We start from the raw sequence: 16,803 nt of genomic DNA, 5'->3' as shown, positions 1-16,803 counted from the left end.
GAGTGCCTTCCGCCAACTTGCCGGCGCCCGGCCCCGATCCGCGCCGCGTGCCGCCGAAGCCGAAGATCGTTGCGCCGCGGCCGCCGGCTGTCCCGCCGGTCGCCGCCGCGCCCGTCATTGCGCCGCCTGCGCCGGTGGTAGGCCAGCCGCAGCTGGCGCCGTTGCCGCCGCCGATCGAGGTCAAGCCGGCGCCCGGCGCGGCCAGGCCGAAGCCGCTGCGACCGCCATTGTCGCTGACGCCACAGGTCGCCAATCCGCCGCCGCGACCGGCGATGCAGAACTAGCACGCGCTTTCAAGCGAAGTAGGCGCCGGTTCGCGTGAAGAAACGCGTCAAACGACGCGCCGGCTCACGATTGGTGCCGGAGAATATTGATCAGCCGGTCGAAGGGATCGCGGACGAAGAAGCGCCGCACGCCCCAGGGCTCGTTTGCCGGTCCGTACTCGATCGCGATGCCGGCTGCCTTCATCCGGTGCAGCGCTTCATCGAGGTCGTCGACCTCGATCGAGAGATCAGGCACCGGCGTGCCGGAGCCACCTTCGGAAGCGAAGCTGATTTGAACCTGCATTGTTTCGGATGAGCCGTAAGTCGCAACCCAACCGAAATCCATCAGCGGCTCCAGGCCAAGGATGTCCCGATAGAACGACTGCGCTGCCGCGATGTCAGATGCGGCAACGTTCGCGACAATGCGATTGACCTTCATGCTGAAGTCCGCGCCGCGGAACGACCGTCTGTTGCATCGACGGTCGGTGAGGGCCGTCAGGCCTGCTGGCGCGTGTCGACCTGCTGCGGCCTGACATCCGTCGGCACCGCCGGAGTGGCGCGCGAGCGGAAATAGTCGAGCACGAAAAGCCGGATCGCGGAGGACAGATTGCCCTGCTGACGGTTGCTGTCGATCTCGCCGACCAATTCCGACAGCGTCATGTTCCGCAGACCGGAAATCTCCTTCATGCCGTTCCAGAAGGCTTCCTCGAGGCTGACGCTGGTCTTGTGACCGGCAACGACGATCGAACGCTTGACGACGGGAGACTTCATGATGCGTCTCCGCTGTCGATACGCTTCGGATCCAGGAGGTGCTGATCGAGCGCACGCGCGCTGCGCTCGCCGAGAAATTCGTCACGCGCTCGTTCAGATTTGGTGCGACCGAATAGCGCACGATTGGCTTCGGCCTGCTTCGCTGCTTGTTCGCGCTCACCGCGCTTCTTGAATCGTTTCAAGTTGACCACGTCGCCCATGCTCGTCGTCCTCATCGTCCCCAAAGCGGAATTGGTGATGCATCGTGACGAAAGCAAGAGCGATCGCGCTGCGCGCCCGGCTCGATACCCATCCCGAATCCCCGTTTGATGCTTGTGATAGCATCAAAGAATCCGTTTCGCTCTGCGAAAACTAGACGTCTGTACCATGCGCCAGCGCAGAGCTGATAGGCAAACAGCCTTAGTCTTTAGGCGTTATGATCCATAATTATATCACTCGCGCTGACCGTAATTATCCGGACATTGCGCGTCGTCCGCTCAGCCGGGGTGTGTCATTTTGTCCGGCTGCACGAGGCGATCAAATTCATCCGCGGACACGAATCCGAGCCGCAAAGCCTCTTCCTTCAACGTCGTTCCGTGCGCATGCGCGGACTTCGCGACCTTCGCTGCGTTGTCGTAGCCGATCTTCGGCGCGAGCGCCGTCACCAGCATCAGCGAGCGCTGCATCAGCTCGTTGATGCGCTTTTCGTCGGCGCGTATGCCGACAACGCAATGCTCAGTAAATGAGCGGACAACGTCAGACAGCAACTGAATGGAATTTATCATACAATATGCCAACACGGGCTTGTACACGTTCAGCTCGAAATGGCCCTGGCTGCCGGCGACGGTGATCGTGGTCTGATTGCCGAACACCTGGCAGCAGACCATGGTCATGGCTTCGCACTGGGTCGGATTGACCTTGCCCGGCATGATCGACGAGCCCGGCTCGTTCTCCGGCAGGATCAACTCGCCGAGGCCCGAGCGCGGGCCCGAGCCGAGGAAGCGGATGTCGTTGGCGATCTTGAACAGGCCGGTCGCCACCGAATTGATCGCGCCATGCACCAGCACATAGGCGTCGTTGGAAGCGAGCGCCTCGAACTTGTTTGCGGCGCTGGTGAACGGCAGCTTGGTAATCGCGGCGACATGCTTGGCGAAGGCGCTCGCGAATTCCGGCTTCGAGTTGAGGCCGGTGCCAACAGCGGTGCCGCCCTGCGCGAGCGGAAACAGCTCCTTCACGGCGGTGTGCAGCCGCGCGATGCCGCTCTCGACCTGCGCAGCGTAACCGGAGAATTCCTGGCCGAGCGTCAGCGGTGTCGCGTCCTGGGTGTGCGTGCGTCCGATCTTCACGATCTTGGCGAACGCCTCCTGCTTCTGCTGCAACGCTTGATGCAACTCGGTGAGGGCAGGGATCAGGTCGGCGATGATGCGGTCCGCTGCAGCGATATGCATCGCGGTCGGAAACGAGTCGTTCGACGACTGGCTCATGTTGACGTGATCATTCGGATGGATCGGCTGCTTGGCGCCGAGCTCGCCACCAAGCATCTGGTTGGCGCGGTTGGCGATCACCTCGTTCACGTTCATGTTGGTCTGCGTGCCCGAGCCGGTCTGAAACACGACCAGCGGAAAATGATCGTCGAGCTTGCCGTCGATCACTTCCCTGGCGGCGCTGATGATGGCGTCGGCGCGGCGGGTATCGAGCTGGCCGAGTTCGCGATTGGTCTCGGCCGCCGCGAGCTTGACGATGGCGAGTGCATGAATGATCGCGATCGGCATCCGGTCGTGGCCAATCTTGAAATTCTGCCGCGAGCGCTCGGTCTGCGCGCCCCAGTAGCGATCGGCGGCGACGTCGATCGGACCGAAGCTGTCGGTCTCGCTGCGGGTAGCGGCGTTGGATGGTGTCGTCGATTGAGCCATGAATGCTCTCCGTTGCGTCGTCAGCACGTGATCCGGCATGACGCCGGGCTCTCCGCCGCAGCAACGCCAAAGCGGCCGCGCGAAGACACGTTCATGCAGAAGATAGTCCGGGATGACGATCTGTCATCCCGCTCCTGCACGCATCCTACAAGGTCGAGGATCGATCTGCGTTTAGATTATTTCTTGCGGAAGCGGTCCAGCCGCACGACCTCGGCGCCTTCGCTGGGCTTCGCTGGCTCCTGCTCGGTCTCGGCCGTCTCGGTCTCGACCGCCGCCCGGGCAGCCGGTGCGGGGAGGGGAGCGGCCGGTGCCGTCGCGGGAGGAGCTTCCTCGGTTAGCGCGTCCGAGACGTCGAACCGCAGGTCGAACGGTGCCGACGGATCGAGGAAACGTGTCACCGCGGCGAACGGCACGTTGAGCCGCTCGGGAATCCCGCCGAACGACAGGCCGACCTCGAAGCGGTCCTCGGTCACCACCAGATCCCAGAACTGGTGTTGCAGGATGATGGTCATCTCCTCCGGATACTGCGCGAGCAGCCGCGGCGACAGCTTCACGCCGTCGCCGTGCGAGAGGAACGTGATGTAGAAATGATGCTCACCCGGCAGGCCATGTTCGGCCGCGTCCGACAGGACCCGGCGCAGCACCCCGCGCAGCGCATCGCGCGCCAGCACGTCATATCGGATGTGATCGGTCGCCATGGTGATCCTGTCGCTTCGAAAATAGCCGGTGAGGCTCGCCGGATGATCCGACTCGCCCGCTTTGGCCCCATGCTACCTCGCCGGGAGCCGGAAATCAGCAGGGCTGGCAGCTGAAATAGGGGGCGGACGTCCGATCGGAAATAAAGTGGAGGCTTCTGTTGCCAGGTGCCTCCGAACCCCGCCTAACGGAGCTTAACCCGTTAGGACTTTAAGATGGTCTTTCAAACTGCGTTACGCAGCCTGAGCAACCGGAGCAAAGTTGTCGTTGGCAACTATTGCATTAGCCCGATAACGGCGGAACCATACCGAGAAAAAACACGCCCTTTACGCCCTCGTCGATCCTATTTCGCCCCCGCCAAAAGCCACCGAAGGGGGCTTAGATGGGTTTTGGTGGAGGCGCCGGGTACCGCCCCCGGGTCCGAATGGTTTATTGCGACGGTCATTTATTTCCATAGCCGGCGAACCGGCACCCCCAATATAGCGGCAAAGCGATAGAAAAACAGAGCCGATTCAGACCCTTTCCGCTGTGAAAACACGCCGATTTGGGTTGGCCGGCATCCTGACGCCGTTCTAGATTTTGCCCATGCCCCCGGAATCCCCGCCGGTTGCCGCCCCGGCGCCGGATGCCTCCGCACCGCCTCCAGCCCTGCAGCCCGGCCTGCTCGAGCTGTTCTTGGCCTTTGCCAAGATGTCGCTGGCCGGTTTTGGCGGGGTCCTGGTCTGGGCCCGGCGGGGGATCGTCGAACAGCACCGCTGGATGACGGCGGAGGAGTTCAACGAGACCTTCGCGCTGTGCCATTTCCTGCCAGGTCCGAACATCGTCAACCTGTCAGTCGTTTTCGGCTCGCGCTTCCGCGGCATCGCGGGCGGGCTGGCGGCCTTCGCCGGGCTGGTCGGGCCGCCGATGGTGATCGCGACCATCCTTGCCGCGCTCTACGCCCGCTACGGCGATATCGATATCCTGCGCCGGACCCTCGCCGGCGTCGCCTGTGCCGCCGTCGGGCTGTTGTTCGCCGTCGTCCTCAAGATGATGATGCCGCTCCTGAAGCGGCGTGATGTCACAGGCCTTGTCATTCTGGCCGCGGTATTCGTCGCGATCGGACTGATCCGATGGCCGCTGCAGATCGTGCTGCTGGTGGCGATCCCGCTCAGCCTCGCGATCACGATCCTGACCCGCCGCATGGTGAAGGCATGAACTCGGAGTCCAACCCGATCGCGGCGCTGCTCTGGACCTTCGGCCTGATGTCGCTGTTTGCGGTCGGCGGCGCCAATTCGGCGATCCCCGAAATGCACCGCGCTGCCGTCGACGTGCATCACTGGCTGAGCGACAAGCAGTTCGCCGACGTATTTGCGATCTCGCAGCTCTCGCCGGGACCGAACGTGCTGATCGTGACGCTGATAGGCTATTCTGTCGCAGGCGTTGCCGGAGCATTAGCTGCGACGGTTGCGATGTGCGGACCGACCGCGCTGCTTGCCTATTATGTGAGCCGTTTCCTCGATCGTTCGCGCGATGCGCGCTGGCCGGCGATCATCCAGGCGGCATTGGTTCCGCTGTCGATCGGCCTGATGGCTGCCTCGGGCCTGATCGTGGCACAGACATCAGACCAAAGTTGGATCGCGGTTCTGATCACCATTGTCGCAGCCGCGCTTGCCTTTGCGACGCGGATCAATCCTTTGTGGATGTTGCTTGCCGGAGGTCTCTTGGGTTTTGCTGGCGTTGTCTGACGAAAATCGCTAGCAAGGCGTTTGGTCAACGCACCGCAAGCCAAGCCATTCAATCAATACGGGCGGGACAGCCCTGACGGGGGGAAGCGAAGTCATGAGCGATACGCCGAGCGAGGCGCCGGTCAAATCGATCTTGCCGAAATGGGTACGCGGCCCGCAGGACTTTGTCGGCGGGCTCGCCATGATGGCAGTTGCGCTGTTTGCGTTGTGGGCCTCCAGCGATTTGCAGGGCATGCACGGATTTTCGTTCGGCGCCGGAACCGCGCCGCGGATGTTCGCCGTGCTGCTGCTGTTGCTCGGCGGCGCCGTCGCGCTGATGGGAATTCTGCGGGACGGCCCGCACATCGCCGCGTATTCCTGGCGCGGCCCGCTGTTCGTGTCGGCGGCAATCGTGTTCTTCGCATTGGCGATCCGCCCGCTCGGGCTCGTCGTTTCCGCCTTTGCCGCCTTCCTGATCGCGGCGATGGGCTCGCATGAGACGAAATGGATCGAAGCCATCATCGTCGGCGCCTGCCTGACCGTCGGTTGCGCGCTGCTTTTCCCCTATGTGCTGGGACTTCCGATGCCGATGTTCCCGCATTTCCTGATCCAGTGAGGGCGTGATGGAACTGTTTGCCAATCTCGCCCACGGCTTCGTGGTTGCGTTCTCGCCGATCAACCTTCTGATGTGCCTGATCGGTGCGCTGGTCGGCACGCTGGTCGGCGTCTTGCCGGGCATCGGCACCATCGCCACCGTCGCCATGCTGCTGCCGATCACCTTCGGCCTGCCGCCGGTCGGTGCGCTGATCATGCTCGCCGGCATCTATTACGGCGCGCAATATGGCGGGTCGACCACCTCGATCCTGGTCAATATTCCGGGCGAGGCAACCTCGGTGGTCACCGCGCTCGACGGCCACCAGATGGCCAAGCAGGGCCGTGCCGGTCCGGCGCTCGCGATCGCCGCGATCGGCTCGTTCTTCGCCGGCTGCGTCGCGACCGTGCTGATCGCCGTGCTCGGCGCGCCGCTGACCAAGCTCGCACTGGCGTTTGGCCCGGCCGAATATTTCTCGCTGATGGTGCTTGGCCTGATCTTCGCGGTGGTGCTCGCCAAGGGCTCGGTGCTGAAGGCGATCGCGATGATCGTGTTCGGCCTGTTGCTGTCGATGGTCGGCTCCGACATCGAGACCGGCGCCTCGCGCATGGCCTTCAACATCCCCGAGCTTGCCGACGGCCTCGGCTTTGCCACCGTGGCGATGGGCGTGTTCGGCTTCGCCGAGATCATCCGCAACCTCGACCATGGCGCGGAGATGGACCGCAATTTGGTGCAGCAGAAGATCACCGGCCTGATGCCGACCAGGAAGGACCTCGTGGACTCCACGCCGGCGATCCTGCGCGGCACCGTGCTCGGCTCGATCCTCGGCATCCTGCCGGGCGGCGGCGCGGTGATCGCGTCGTTCGCGGCCTATACGCTGGAGAAGAAGCTGGCGAAGGATCCGTCGCGGTTCGGCCGCGGCGCGATCGAGGGCGTAGCGTCGCCGGAAAGCGCCAACAACGCCGCGGCGCAGACCTCGTTCATCCCGTTGCTCACGCTCGGAATCCCGCCGAATGCAGTGATGGCGCTGATGGTCGGCGCGATGACCATTCATGGCATCGTGCCGGGTCCGCAGGTGATGCAGAAGCAGCCCGATTTGGTCTGGGGCATGATCGCCTCGATGTGGATCGGCAATCTGATGCTGATCATCATCAACCTGCCGCTGGTCGGCATCTGGGTCCGTCTGCTGCGCGTGCCGTACCGGCTGATGTTCCCCTCGATCGTGGTGTTCTGCGCGATCGGCATTTACTCGGTGAACAACGCGCCGGTCGATGTCGTGCTCGCAGGCGCGTTCGGCCTGGTCGGCTATTGGCTGATCAAGCACGATTTCGAGCCGGCGCCGTTGCTGCTCGGCATGGTGCTGGGCCCGCTGATGGAAGAGAACCTGCGTCGCGCACTGCTGATCTCGCGCGGCGACTGGAGCGTATTCCTGTCGCGGCCGCTGTCGGCGGTGCTGCTGGCGATCGCGGCAGGTCTGCTGGTGCTTGCCGTGCTGCCGACCTTGCGGGCGAAGCGCGACGAAGTGTTCGTCGAGTCGGAGGGCTGAGTCCTCTGCAATCCCTGCGTCGGCGCGCCGCAGGCGGAAGTCGAATCGACTCGCGATGTCGTCTCATGAAATGAAAATGCCGGCCGATTTGGCCGGCATTTTTATTGGTCAAACGTTCCCGGGAGGAATTGAGATGATGTCCATTCGCTCGCTTGCGGGCGCATGCCTTTCGGCATTTGCAGCGCTCGGCGCATTCGCCCTGCCGGCGTCGGCGCAGACCTATCCCACCCGCACCATCACCATGATCGTGCCGTTCGCAGCTGGCGGTCCGACCGACGTCATCTCGCGCATCGTCACCGCGCACATGGCGCAGACGCTCGGACAGAGCATCGTCATCGAGAACGTGGTCGGCGCCGGCGGCACCACGGCGACGACGCGTGCCGCGCGCGCCGCCAATGACGGCTACACGCTGATCACCGGCCACATGGGCACACACGCCGCGTCCGTGCCGCTCTATCCGAAACTTGCCTACCATCCGGAGAAGGATTTCGAGCCCGTCGCGTTGCTCGCGGGCACGCCGATCCTGATCCTCGCCCGCAAGGATTTTCCGCCGAAGGATCTGAAGGAATTCGTCGCCTACGTGAAGGCCAACGCCGAGAAGGTCAACGCCGCGCATGCCGGCATCGGTTCGGTCTCGCACGCCTCCTGCGAGCTGTTGAACTCGATCCTCGACGTCAAGCCGGTCGGTGTGCCCTTCAACGGCACCGGCCCCGCCATGAATGCGCTGGTCGCCGGCCAGGTCGATTACATGTGCGACCAGATCGTCAATGCGGTGCCGCAGATCAAGGCCGGCACCATCAAGGCCTATGCGGTCGCAACCCCCGAGCGCAACCCGTCGCTGCCCGAGGTGCCGACGACGACCGAAGCCGGCCTGCCGGCGTTCCAGGCCCAGGCCTGGAATGCGGTGTTCGCGCCGAAGGGAACCTCGCCCGCGATCATCGCGACGCTGAACGCGGCGGCGATCAAGGCGCTCGACGACGACAACGTCCGCAAGCGCCTGCTCGAGCTCGGCAGCGTGATCCCGGCGCCCGCCAACCGCACGCCGGAGGCGCTGGCGACCCTCGTGAAGAACGAGATCGCGAAATGGACCCCGGTGCTCAAACCGGCAAGTTAATCCAGCGCGATCAAGCGGATAGGCCAAGAGCTGCAAAGGGCGGAACGCGAGTTCCGCCCCTTGTCGTTTGCCGGGGGAGTGTTCATTTTTCAGGGTATAATCGGTGCGTTCAGCCGAATCGGCGTGTCGACCGGCGGCCCTGGCCGCTACATTCGCCGTTCTCTCGAAGCTCCGAAAAGATCGCCAAGAACCAGTCATGAACCAGTATCACGACCTGCTCGAACGCATCCTCGCCGACGGCGCCGAGAAGCACGACCGCACCGGCACCGGCACGCTGTCGATCTTCGGCCACCAGATGCGCTTCAACCTCTCGGCAGGCTTCCCGATGCTGACCACCAAGCGGCTGCCGCTGAAGGCGATCGTGCACGAGCTGCTCTGGTTCCTGGCCGGTGACACCAACATCAAATATCTCAACGACAACGGCGTCACGATCTGGGACGAATGGGCCGATGCCAATGGCGATCTCGGCCCGGTCTACGGCTCGCAGTGGCGGTCCTGGCCCGCGCCCGACGGCCGCAGCATCGACCAGATTTCGAACGTGGTCGAAATGATCAAGCGCAATCCAGACTCGCGGCGGCTGATCGTCAGCGCCTGGAATCCGGCCGAAGTCGACAAGATGGCGCTGCCGCCGTGCCACTGCCTGTTCCAGTTCTACGTCGCGAACGGCAAATTGTCCTGCCAGCTCTATCAGCGCTCCGGCGACGTCTTCCTCGGCGTGCCCTTCAACATCGCCTCCTACGCGCTTTTGACCATGATGGTCGCGCAGGTGACCGGGCTGAAGCCCGGCGATTTCGTCCACTCGCTCGGCGACGCACATCTCTATTCGAACCATCTCGAGCAGGCGCGGCTGCAACTGACGCGGCCGACGCGGCCGTTGCCGACGATGGCGATCAATCCCGACGTGAAGGACATCTTCGCGTTCCGCTACGGGGATTTCAAACTCGAAGGCTACGACCCGCATCCGCATATCAAGGCCGAAGTCGCGGTCTGATGTCGCTGACCATCCGCCGCGCGCGGCCCGATGAGGCCGGACTGGTGTTCTCGCTGGTCCGCGAGCTCGCCGATTACGAAAAGCTGTTGCACGAGGTCCATGCCAGCGAGGCCGACATCGCCGAAGCGCTGTTCGGCGAAAGCCCGCGGCTGTTTTGCGACATCGCCGAATGGAAGGGCGAGCCGGCCGGCTTCGCGGTCTGGTTCGTCAACTTCTCGACCTTCGCCGGCCGTCACGGCATCTACCTCGAAGACCTCTTCGTGCGCCCGGCGCTGCGCGGCAAGGGCATCGGCAAGGCGCTGCTGGTGCATCTGGCGCAGCACTGCCTCGCCAATGGCTGGTCGCGCCTGCAATGGGCGGTGCTCGACTGGAACGCGCCGTCGATCGCATTCTACAAATCGCTCGGCGCCGAGATGATGGACGAATGGACGATTTGCCGCGTCTCCGGCGCGGCGTTGTCGGCACTCGCGGAAGGAACGCGCTGATGGAGATCGTGCTCCTCGTTGCGGTCGCCGAGAACGGCGTGATCGGGAGCGGCAACGCCATTCCGTGGCGGCTGAAATCCGACCAGCAGCGCCTCAAGGCGATGACGCTGAACAAACCCATCGTGATGGGGCGCAAGACGTTTGAGTCCCTGCGCCGGCCGCTGCCGGGGCGCACCAACATCGTGGTGACGCGCGATCCGAACTACCGCGCGCGCGGAGCTATCGTCACGACGTCGCTCGAAAACGCCCGCGCAATTGCGCTTGGTGACGCGCTGCGGCGTTTCGCCACTGAAATTGCAATCATCGGTGGCGCCGAGATCTACGCGCAGTGGATGGGCATCGCCGATCGCCTTGAGATCACCGAGGTCCACGCCCGGCCGGACGGCGATACGCGGTTCGAAAACATCGATGCGAAGGAGTGGGAGGAGGTCGCGCGCGTGCGAAATCCGGCAGGTCCGGACGACAGCGTCGACTTCTCCTATGTGACATATCGTCGGCGCGGCCAACGTTAACCAATGTTTGCATTGACAATTATGGCCCGGCGCATAGCTCGTCCGCTCAGGAAGCTTGCGTTGTAAGGGCCCTGGCGGTCCCCTATAACCGGGCCGGACATTCGAGCCCGGGCGTCCCGTCCGGACTTGCCGAGGAGACGTTTGATGCCGTGGAAAAATCAAGGCGGGGGGCCATGGGGCTCGGGTCCGAAAGGACCATGGGGCACCGGTCCGCAGTCGGCCGGGCCAAGGCCGCCGGATCTTGAGGATCTGCTGCGGCGCGGCCAGGACCGGCTGCAGCAGTGGCTGCCCGGCGGGCATTTCAGCGGCATGGGCATCGCGCTGGTGCTGGTCGCCGCGCTGGCGATCTGGTTCGCGACCGGAATCTTCCGCGTCCAGTCCGAAGAGCTCGGCGTCGTTCTGCGCTTCGGCAAGTATGACCGCGACGCGCAGCCGGGCCTGCGCTATCACCTGCCATATCCGATCGAGACGGTGCTGCTGCCGAAGGCGCTGCGCGTGAACACGATCTCGATCGGCATGACCCTGATCGACGATCCCGCGCGGCGCGGCCGCTCGATGCGCGACGTGCCGGAAGAGAGCCTGATGCTCACCGGCGACGAGAACATCGTCGACGTCGACTTCACCGTGTTGTGGCGCATCAAGCCGGGCGGGGCCGGCGCCTATCTGTTCAACATCCAGAATCCCGAGGGCACCGTGAAGGCGGTTGCCGAAAGCGCGATGCGCGAGGTGATCGGCCGCTCGCAGATCCAGCCGATCCTGACCGGGGCGCGCAACGTCACCGAGCAGAACGTGCAGGAGCTGATGCAGCGGACGCTCGACACTTACAATGCCGGCATTCAGATTACCCAGGTGCAGATGCAGAAGGTCGATCCGCCGGCGCAGGTGATCGACGCATTCCGCGACGTCCAGGCGGCGCGCGCCGACCTCGAGCGCAAGCAGAACGAGGCGCAGACCTACGCCAACAGCATCGTGCCGGGAGCACGCGGCCGTGCCGCGCAGATCCAGCAGGCCGCCGAGGGCTACAAGGAGCAGGCGGTTGCCGAAGCCAAGGGCCAGAGCGCGCGCTTCCTCAAGGTTTATGAAGAGTACAAGAAGGCACCCGACGTGACGCGCGAGCGCATCTATCTGGAGACCATGGAACGCGTGCTCGGCGGCTCCGAGAAGCTCGTTTTCGACGGCCAGGGCCAGAACATCGTGCCCTACCTTCCGCTCGGCGAACTGACGCCGCGGCGTCCGCCGGCGGCAGCGCCGGCCACCACCGGCCAGCAGCAGGGAGCCACCCGATGAGGTCCCCTGTCACCGGCATCCTGTCCCTGATCGTTCTCTTCATCGTTCTCGCCGTCGGCTACAGCTCGGTGTTCACCGTGCAGCAGACCGAGCAGACCATCGTCCTGCGGTTCGGCGAGCCGGTCGACATCGTCACCGAGCCCGGCCTGCACTTCAAGGCGCCGTGGAATTCGGTGATCAATGTCGACAAGCGCATCCTCGATCTGGAGAACCCGTCGCAGGAAGTGATCGCTTCCGACCAGAAGCGGCTCGTGGTCGATGCCTTCGCGCGCTACCGCATCAAGAATGCGCTGCGCTACTACACCAGCGTCGGCTCGATCCAGGCGGCCAATTTGCAGCTGACCACGTTGCTGAACGCGGCATTGCGCCGCGTGCTCGGCGAGGTCAACTTCATCACGGTGGTGCGTGACGATCGCGAAAAGCTGATGTCGCGGATTCGCGAGCAGCTCGACAAGGAGGCCGACGGCTACGGCATCGAGGTCGTCGACGTCCGGATCCGCCGTGCCGACCTGCCGGAGCAGAACAGCCAGGCGGTCTACAACCGGATGAAGACCGAACGCGAGCGCGAGGCGGCCGAGTTCCGCGCGCAGGGCGACCAGAAGGCGCTGGAGATCCGCTCCAAGGCCGATCGCGAAGCGACCGTGATCGTCGCCGAGGCGAACTCCGCCGCGGATCAGACCCGCGGTGCGGGCGACGCCGAGCGCAACCGCCTGTTCGCCGAGGCCTATGGCAAGGACAAGGACTTCTTCGCGTTCTACCGCTCGATGACGGCCTATGAGAACGGCCTCAAGTCCAGCGACACGCGTTTCCTGTTGCGGCCGGACTCGGAATTCTTCAGATACTTCGGCAGTGCCAGCGGCAAGCCGGCTGAGGCGGCGGCTGCGCCGAAACAGTAAATTCACGACACGGCGGCGGCGCGGACAACGCGCCGCTGCCACTTGAAGAACAACAATCATCGAGCGGGAGGTTGCCATCCGATGAGGTCAATAGCGTTCGGCGACTTCCTCATCGGTCTGGGAATCCTGTTCGTGCTCGAAGGCATCCTGTTCGCGGCAAGCCCCGCCTGGATGCGCCGGGCAATGAAGAGCGCCCTGGCCACGCCCGACAACATCCTGCGCATCGTCGGCATCGGTTCGGCGGTCGTGGGGCTTGTCCTGATCTGGGCGGTGCGCCGCTGAGCCTTGCCTGTTCCATCGCGCAGATCGCGCCGGACTGAACACAATCGTGAGCCTTCCCCAGCCGGTTTTTCGCCGAAATGCCCGGGTGAGATGCTTGCGCCAAATGGCCGTTCGGGCGCACTCTCTGACCACGGGCGCACACCTGCGACCACGGGCGCACACTGCGACCAAGCTAATTTGAACCCGTTTGCCTGGAGAAATTCCGACATGATCGCTGCCAGACCAGCCCTGAGCCGTCGCCTCCGCATGATGGGGGCCGCGATCTCGATCGGTGCTGCGAGCATGCTGAGCTCCGTGCCGGCGTTCGCGCGCGGTCCCGAGGGCATCGCCGACATCGCCGAGAAGGTGATCGACGCCGTCGTCAATATCTCGACCTCGCAGACGATCGAGGCCAAGGACCGGACGATGCCGCAGCTGCCGCCGGGCTCGCCATTCGAGGAATTCTTCGACGACTTCTTCAAGAACCGCCGCGGGCCGGGCGGCAAGGGTGGTGAGAAGGGCGGCGAGTTCCAACCGCGCAAGACCAACTCGCTTGGCTCCGGCTTCATCGTCGACACCGCGGGTATCGTCGTCACCAACAACCACGTCATCGCCGACGCCGATGAGATCAACGTCATCCTCAACGACGGCACCAAGATCAAGGCCGAGGTAGTTGGCGTCGACAAGAAGACCGATCTCGCGGTCCTGAAGTTCAAGCCGCCGAAGCCGCTCACCGCGGTCAAGTTCGGCGACAGCGACAAGATCCGGCTCGGCGACTGGGTGGTCGCGATCGGCAACCCGTTCAGCCTCGGCGGCACGGTGACTGCAGGCATCGTCTCGGCCAAGAACCGCGACATCAGCCAGGGCCCGTATGACAGCTACATCCAGACCGACGCCGCCATCAATCGCGGCAATTCGGGCGGTCCGCTGTTCAACCTCGAAGGCGAGGTGATCGGCGTCAACACGCTGATCATTTCCCCGACCGGCGGCTCGATCGGCCTTGGTTTCGCGGTGCCGTCGAAGACGGTGGCCGGCGTCGTCGACCAGTTGCAGAAGTTCGGTGAGCTGCGCCGCGGCTGGCTCGGCGTGCGTATCCAGCAGGTCACCGACGAGATCGCCGACAGCCTCAACATCAAGCCGGCGCGCGGCGCGCTGGTTGCCGGTGTCGACGACAAGGGCCCGGCCAAGCCGGCCGGCATCGAGCCCGGCGACGTCGTCGTCAAGTTCGACGGCAAGGACGTCAAGGACCCGAAGGATCTGTCGCGCGTCGTCGCCGATACCGCGGTCGGCAAGGAAGTCGATGTCGTGATCATCCGCAAGGGCAATGAGGAGACCCGCAAGGTCACGCTCGGCCGGCTCGAGGACACCGAGAAGGTTCAGCAGGCCAACGCCAAGCCGAAGGATGACACCGCCGAGAAGCCGGTGACCCAGAAGGCGCTCGGTCTTGACCTCGCGGCGCTGAGCAAGGATCTGCGCACCAAGTACAAGATCAAGGACAGCGTGAAGGGCGTCGTCGTCACCGGCGTCGACAACGCCTCCGATGCCGCCGAGAAGCGTCTGTCGGCCGGCGACGTCATCGTCGAGGTGGCGCAGGAGGCGGTGTCCAGCGCCGCCGACATCAAGAAGCGCGTCGACCAGCTCAAGAAGGACGGCAAGAAGTCCGTGCTGCTGCTGGTCTCCAATGGCGACGGCGAACTGCGGTTTGTGGCGCTCGGCGTGCAGTGACGTGCAGTGAAGTGTCGTCCCGGCGAAAGCCGGGACCCATACGCCGCGGCCGTTCTTGTTGAGGAAGTGGTCGACGGCTTTTTGTAAGCAACCGGCATCGGTGGTTATGGGTCCCGGCCCCCGTGCGCAATTGCGCACTAGGCCGGGATGACGCCCAGGGTCACCCCGCTACGAACTCATCCCGCCGATAGCCCTGCGCATACAGCAGCGCGGTGAGATCGCCGTGATCGATCCGGACCGCGGCTGCGGCGGCGACCGCCGGCTTGGCGTGATAGGCAACGCCGAGGCCGGCGGCCTGGATCATGCCGAGATCGTTGGCGCCGTCGCCCACCACCAGCGTGTCGATGTCGTCGAGATCGAAGGACTCGGTCAGCTCGACCAGGGTGGCGAGTTTGGTAGCGCGGCCGAGGATCGGCTCGACCACTTCGCCGGTCAGCTCGCCGTTCTCGACCTGCAACCGGTTGGCGCGGTTTTCCTGGAAGCCGACCTTCTCCGCGACCACCTTGGTGAACAGGGTGAAGCCGCCCGAGATCAGGCAGGTATAGGCGCCCTGCGCACGCATGGTCATGACCAGCTCGCGGCCGCCCGGGGTCAACGTGATGCGCTTGTCCAGCACCTCGTCGACGACGCTGACCGGCAGGCCCTTGAGCAGCGCCACGCGCTCGCGCAGCGCTGATTCGAACTCGATCTCGCCGCGCATCGCGCGCTCGGTGATGGCTGCGACATGAGCCTTCAGCCCGGCGAAGTCGGCGAGTTCGTCGATGCACTCCTGGCCGATCATGGTCGAATCCATGTCGGCCAGAAAAAGCTTCTTGCGCCGGCCGATCCGAGGCTGCACGACAATGTCGATCGGCAGGTCGCCGCGGGCCTGGCGCAGGCGCTCTTCGATCGCCTTGATGTCGTCCCTGCTGGCGTCCTGGCGTTCAAAGGGAATGTCGACGGCGATCTCGTTGAACAGCCACTGCGCCGAGCCGGGTGAGGGCAGCGCGGCCCGCGCACCGTCGACGATGGTGGAGTCGAGCGCGGGGCTTGCAGGATTGCAGATCAGCGTGGCAACGAGGGACATGCAGGCGCATTCGGGATTGTTGGACAAGGCAGTGCTTATCGCAGGGCCGACCGCCAGCGGCAAGTCGGCCCTGGCGCTTGCGCTCGCGCAGCGGACCGGCGGGGTCGTGATCAACACCGATTCCATGCAGGTCTATCGCGACCTCCGGATCATCACCGCGCGGCCGACGGTGAGCGAGGAGGCACAGGTTCCGCACCGGCTCTACGGCCATGTCGACGCTGGCGTGAATTTCTCCGCCGGCGCCTGGGTGACTGACGCGGCCAAGGTGCTCGGCGAGGCGCGCGCGCAGGGACAGCTGCCGATCTTCATCGGCGGCTCGGGCCTCTATTTCAAGGCGATGACGCGCGGCCTCTCTGCTGTGCCGCCGATCCCCCCTGATGTGCGCGACGCTGTCCGCGCAAGGCTGGAACAGCATGGCGTCGAGGCGCTGCATGCCGAGCTTGCAACGCGCGATCCGGTGTCGGCCGAACGGCTGAAGCCGCGCGACCGCACCCGGATCGCGCGCGCGCTCGAGGTCGTCGAGGCCACAGGCCGCCCACTGCCGGATTGGCATCGCGACGGCCTGCCGCCGCTGCTGCCTCAGGGCGAATTCCACGCGTTGTTTCTCGCGCCGGATCGGGAAAAACTCTATGCGCGGATCGACGCCCGGTTCGGCGCGATGCTCGATGCGGGCGCGTTCGACGAGGTTGCGGTGCTGGCCGCGCGCGGGCTCGATCCGCTGCTGCCGGCCATGAAGGCCCATGGCGTGCCGGCCCTGATGGCGCACCTCAAGGGCGAGATCAGCCGGGAGGAGGCCGCCGAGATCGGCCGCGCCGACACCCGCCATTACGCCAAGCGCCAGTTCACCTGGTTTCGCCACCAGCTTCCGGAATTCGAATGGGTGGCGCCGGAGGCGGCGAAGGGATGGCTGGAGGGCCGGGTCGCGTAGATGGGGTAACGGGCCGGCCGCCCGCTCGCTACGGCGCGATATAGAAGCGCGCTCGCGAGCGGCCTGTTGGTT

Annotated in this window: 19 protein-coding genes, 1 other RNA gene and 1 pseudogene; 14 read left to right on the top strand and 7 right to left on the bottom strand. The window is 64.6% G+C overall.

Annotation, left to right across the window (positions count from 1 at the left end):
- Positions 1-284 (top strand): annotated as a pseudogene (locus QMZ05_RS36540) (hypothetical protein); the annotation flags it as partial.
- A 64-nt stretch (positions 285-348) separates the two neighbouring features.
- Here the strand turns inward: QMZ05_RS36540 and QMZ05_RS36535 are convergent.
- The 6 genes from QMZ05_RS36535 to ssrA all read right to left on the bottom strand — a co-directional run bounded on the left by QMZ05_RS36535 (position 349) and on the right by ssrA (position 4,131).
- Positions 349-702 carry a VOC family protein gene (locus QMZ05_RS36535; protein WP_353705158.1) on the bottom strand — a complete coding sequence of 118 codons (354 nt, stop codon included), beginning with the start codon at positions 700-702 and terminating at the stop codon, positions 349-351.
- A gap of 56 nt (positions 703-758) precedes the next feature.
- Positions 759-1,034 carry a ribbon-helix-helix domain-containing protein gene (locus tag QMZ05_RS36530; protein WP_021077181.1) on the bottom strand — a complete coding sequence of 92 codons (276 nt, stop codon included), beginning with the start codon at positions 1,032-1,034 and terminating at the stop codon, positions 759-761.
- On the bottom strand, positions 1,031-1,234 hold the full coding sequence (locus QMZ05_RS36525) for a DUF4169 family protein (RefSeq protein ID WP_074128041.1): 204 nt from the start codon (positions 1,232-1,234) through the stop codon (positions 1,031-1,033). The genes QMZ05_RS36530 and QMZ05_RS36525 overlap by 4 nt, the downstream gene beginning before the upstream one ends.
- 276 nt (positions 1,235-1,510) lie before the next feature.
- Positions 1,511-2,926 carry a class II fumarate hydratase gene (gene fumC, locus QMZ05_RS36520; RefSeq protein WP_353705157.1) on the bottom strand — a complete coding sequence of 472 codons (1,416 nt, stop codon included), beginning with the start codon at positions 2,924-2,926 and terminating at the stop codon, positions 1,511-1,513.
- A 176-nt stretch (positions 2,927-3,102) separates the two neighbouring features.
- Positions 3,103-3,624, bottom strand: coding sequence for a ClpXP protease specificity-enhancing factor SspB (locus tag QMZ05_RS36515; protein ID WP_353705156.1), 522 nt, complete (start codon positions 3,622-3,624; stop codon positions 3,103-3,105).
- 144 nt (positions 3,625-3,768) lie between these two features.
- Positions 3,769-4,131: a transfer-messenger RNA gene (gene ssrA, locus QMZ05_RS36510) on the bottom strand.
- Between the two features lie 76 nt (positions 4,132-4,207).
- Between ssrA and QMZ05_RS36505 the strand changes: the two genes are divergently transcribed.
- From QMZ05_RS36505 to QMZ05_RS36450, 12 genes are all read left to right on the top strand, one after another.
- Complete coding sequence (locus QMZ05_RS36505) at positions 4,208-4,819, top strand: chromate transporter (protein ID WP_353705155.1); 612 nt, start codon at positions 4,208-4,210, stop codon at positions 4,817-4,819.
- Entirely contained in the window at positions 4,816-5,349 is a 534-nt protein-coding gene (locus QMZ05_RS36500; RefSeq protein WP_353705154.1) for a chromate transporter, read from the top strand. The genes QMZ05_RS36505 and QMZ05_RS36500 overlap by 4 nt, the downstream gene beginning before the upstream one ends.
- Before the next feature lie 94 nt (positions 5,350-5,443).
- The gene (locus QMZ05_RS36495; protein ID WP_353705153.1) at positions 5,444-5,944 is read left to right on the top strand and encodes a tripartite tricarboxylate transporter TctB family protein; all 501 of its coding nucleotides are present in this window, start codon (positions 5,444-5,446) and stop codon (positions 5,942-5,944) included.
- Positions 5,945-5,951: 7 nt separating this feature from the next.
- Entirely contained in the window at positions 5,952-7,466 is a 1,515-nt protein-coding gene (locus QMZ05_RS36490; RefSeq protein WP_353705152.1) for a tripartite tricarboxylate transporter permease, read from the top strand.
- Between the two features lie 133 nt (positions 7,467-7,599).
- A complete protein-coding gene (locus QMZ05_RS36485) occupies positions 7,600-8,580 on the top strand; it encodes a tripartite tricarboxylate transporter substrate binding protein BugD (RefSeq protein WP_353705151.1) in 981 nt (326 codons plus the stop codon).
- Between the two features lie 196 nt (positions 8,581-8,776).
- On the top strand, positions 8,777-9,571 hold the full coding sequence (locus QMZ05_RS36480) for a thymidylate synthase (RefSeq protein WP_353705150.1): 795 nt from the start codon (positions 8,777-8,779) through the stop codon (positions 9,569-9,571).
- Positions 9,571-10,056 (top strand): GNAT family N-acetyltransferase, encoded by a 486-nt coding sequence (locus tag QMZ05_RS36475; protein ID WP_353705149.1) that lies wholly within the window; start codon positions 9,571-9,573, stop codon positions 10,054-10,056. The genes QMZ05_RS36480 and QMZ05_RS36475 overlap by 1 nt, the downstream gene beginning before the upstream one ends.
- Positions 10,056-10,568 carry a dihydrofolate reductase gene (locus tag QMZ05_RS36470; protein ID WP_353705159.1) on the top strand — a complete coding sequence of 171 codons (513 nt, stop codon included), beginning with the start codon at positions 10,056-10,058 and terminating at the stop codon, positions 10,566-10,568. The genes QMZ05_RS36475 and QMZ05_RS36470 overlap by 1 nt, the downstream gene beginning before the upstream one ends.
- A 144-nt stretch (positions 10,569-10,712) precedes the next feature.
- Positions 10,713-11,855: an FtsH protease activity modulator HflK gene (gene hflK / locus QMZ05_RS36465; RefSeq protein WP_353705148.1), complete on the top strand. Its 1,143-nt coding sequence runs from the start codon at positions 10,713-10,715 to the stop codon at positions 11,853-11,855.
- The gene (locus QMZ05_RS36460) at positions 11,852-12,751 is read left to right on the top strand and encodes a protease modulator HflC (RefSeq protein WP_353705147.1); all 900 of its coding nucleotides are present in this window, start codon (positions 11,852-11,854) and stop codon (positions 12,749-12,751) included. Before hflK ends, QMZ05_RS36460 begins: the two co-directional genes overlap by 4 nt.
- Positions 12,752-12,832: 81 nt before the next feature.
- Complete coding sequence (locus tag QMZ05_RS36455; RefSeq protein ID WP_353705146.1) at positions 12,833-13,033, top strand: DUF2065 domain-containing protein; 201 nt, start codon at positions 12,833-12,835, stop codon at positions 13,031-13,033.
- Positions 13,034-13,240: 207 nt separating this feature from the next.
- Complete coding sequence (locus QMZ05_RS36450; RefSeq protein ID WP_353705145.1) at positions 13,241-14,737, top strand: Do family serine endopeptidase; 1,497 nt, start codon at positions 13,241-13,243, stop codon at positions 14,735-14,737.
- A 160-nt stretch (positions 14,738-14,897) separates the two neighbouring features.
- Here QMZ05_RS36450 and serB read toward each other — a convergent pair whose 3' ends face one another.
- A complete protein-coding gene (serB, locus tag QMZ05_RS36445) occupies positions 14,898-15,803 on the bottom strand; it encodes a phosphoserine phosphatase SerB (RefSeq protein WP_353705144.1) in 906 nt (301 codons plus the stop codon).
- Between serB and miaA the strand changes: the two genes are divergently transcribed.
- The gene (gene miaA / locus QMZ05_RS36440; RefSeq protein WP_353705143.1) at positions 15,802-16,731 is read left to right on the top strand and encodes a tRNA (adenosine(37)-N6)-dimethylallyltransferase MiaA; all 930 of its coding nucleotides are present in this window, start codon (positions 15,802-15,804) and stop codon (positions 16,729-16,731) included. The genes serB and miaA overlap by 2 nt on opposite strands.
- Positions 16,732-16,803 lie beyond the last annotated feature (72 nt).

It is taken from the genome of Bradyrhizobium sp. INPA03-11B, from assembly GCF_040446015.1.
GTDB classification, from domain to species: Bacteria; Pseudomonadota; Alphaproteobacteria; order Rhizobiales; family Xanthobacteraceae; genus Bradyrhizobium; species Bradyrhizobium macuxiense_A.
This window is presented reverse-complemented; position numbering and strand designations above follow the sequence as displayed.

Coding starts and splice junctions, on each gene's coding strand:
- QMZ05_RS36535 (WP_353705158.1), bottom strand. CDS start 702: ATGAAGGTCAATCGCATTGTCGCGAACGTTGCCGCATCTGACATCGCG.
- QMZ05_RS36530 (WP_021077181.1), bottom strand. CDS start 1,034: ATGAAGTCTCCCGTCGTCAAGCGTTCGATCGTCGTTGCCGGTCACAAG.
- QMZ05_RS36525 (WP_074128041.1), bottom strand. CDS start 1,234: ATGGGCGACGTGGTCAACTTGAAACGATTCAAGAAGCGCGGTGAGCGC.
- fumC (WP_353705157.1), bottom strand. CDS start 2,926: ATGGCTCAATCGACGACACCATCCAACGCCGCTACCCGCAGCGAGACC.
- QMZ05_RS36515 (WP_353705156.1), bottom strand. CDS start 3,624: ATGGCGACCGATCACATCCGATATGACGTGCTGGCGCGCGATGCGCTG.
- QMZ05_RS36505 (WP_353705155.1), top strand. CDS start 4,208: ATGCCCCCGGAATCCCCGCCGGTTGCCGCCCCGGCGCCGGATGCCTCC.
- QMZ05_RS36500 (WP_353705154.1), top strand. CDS start 4,816: ATGAACTCGGAGTCCAACCCGATCGCGGCGCTGCTCTGGACCTTCGGC.
- QMZ05_RS36495 (WP_353705153.1), top strand. CDS start 5,444: ATGAGCGATACGCCGAGCGAGGCGCCGGTCAAATCGATCTTGCCGAAA.
- QMZ05_RS36490 (WP_353705152.1), top strand. CDS start 5,952: ATGGAACTGTTTGCCAATCTCGCCCACGGCTTCGTGGTTGCGTTCTCG.
- QMZ05_RS36485 (WP_353705151.1), top strand. CDS start 7,600: ATGATGTCCATTCGCTCGCTTGCGGGCGCATGCCTTTCGGCATTTGCA.
- QMZ05_RS36480 (WP_353705150.1), top strand. CDS start 8,777: ATGAACCAGTATCACGACCTGCTCGAACGCATCCTCGCCGACGGCGCC.
- QMZ05_RS36475 (WP_353705149.1), top strand. CDS start 9,571: ATGTCGCTGACCATCCGCCGCGCGCGGCCCGATGAGGCCGGACTGGTG.
- QMZ05_RS36470 (WP_353705159.1), top strand. CDS start 10,056: ATGGAGATCGTGCTCCTCGTTGCGGTCGCCGAGAACGGCGTGATCGGG.
- hflK (WP_353705148.1), top strand. CDS start 10,713: ATGCCGTGGAAAAATCAAGGCGGGGGGCCATGGGGCTCGGGTCCGAAA.
- QMZ05_RS36460 (WP_353705147.1), top strand. CDS start 11,852: ATGAGGTCCCCTGTCACCGGCATCCTGTCCCTGATCGTTCTCTTCATC.
- QMZ05_RS36455 (WP_353705146.1), top strand. CDS start 12,833: ATGAGGTCAATAGCGTTCGGCGACTTCCTCATCGGTCTGGGAATCCTG.
- QMZ05_RS36450 (WP_353705145.1), top strand. CDS start 13,241: ATGATCGCTGCCAGACCAGCCCTGAGCCGTCGCCTCCGCATGATGGGG.
- miaA (WP_353705143.1), top strand. CDS start 15,802: ATGCAGGCGCATTCGGGATTGTTGGACAAGGCAGTGCTTATCGCAGGG.
- serB (WP_353705144.1), bottom strand. CDS start 15,803: ATGTCCCTCGTTGCCACGCTGATCTGCAATCCTGCAAGCCCCGCGCTC.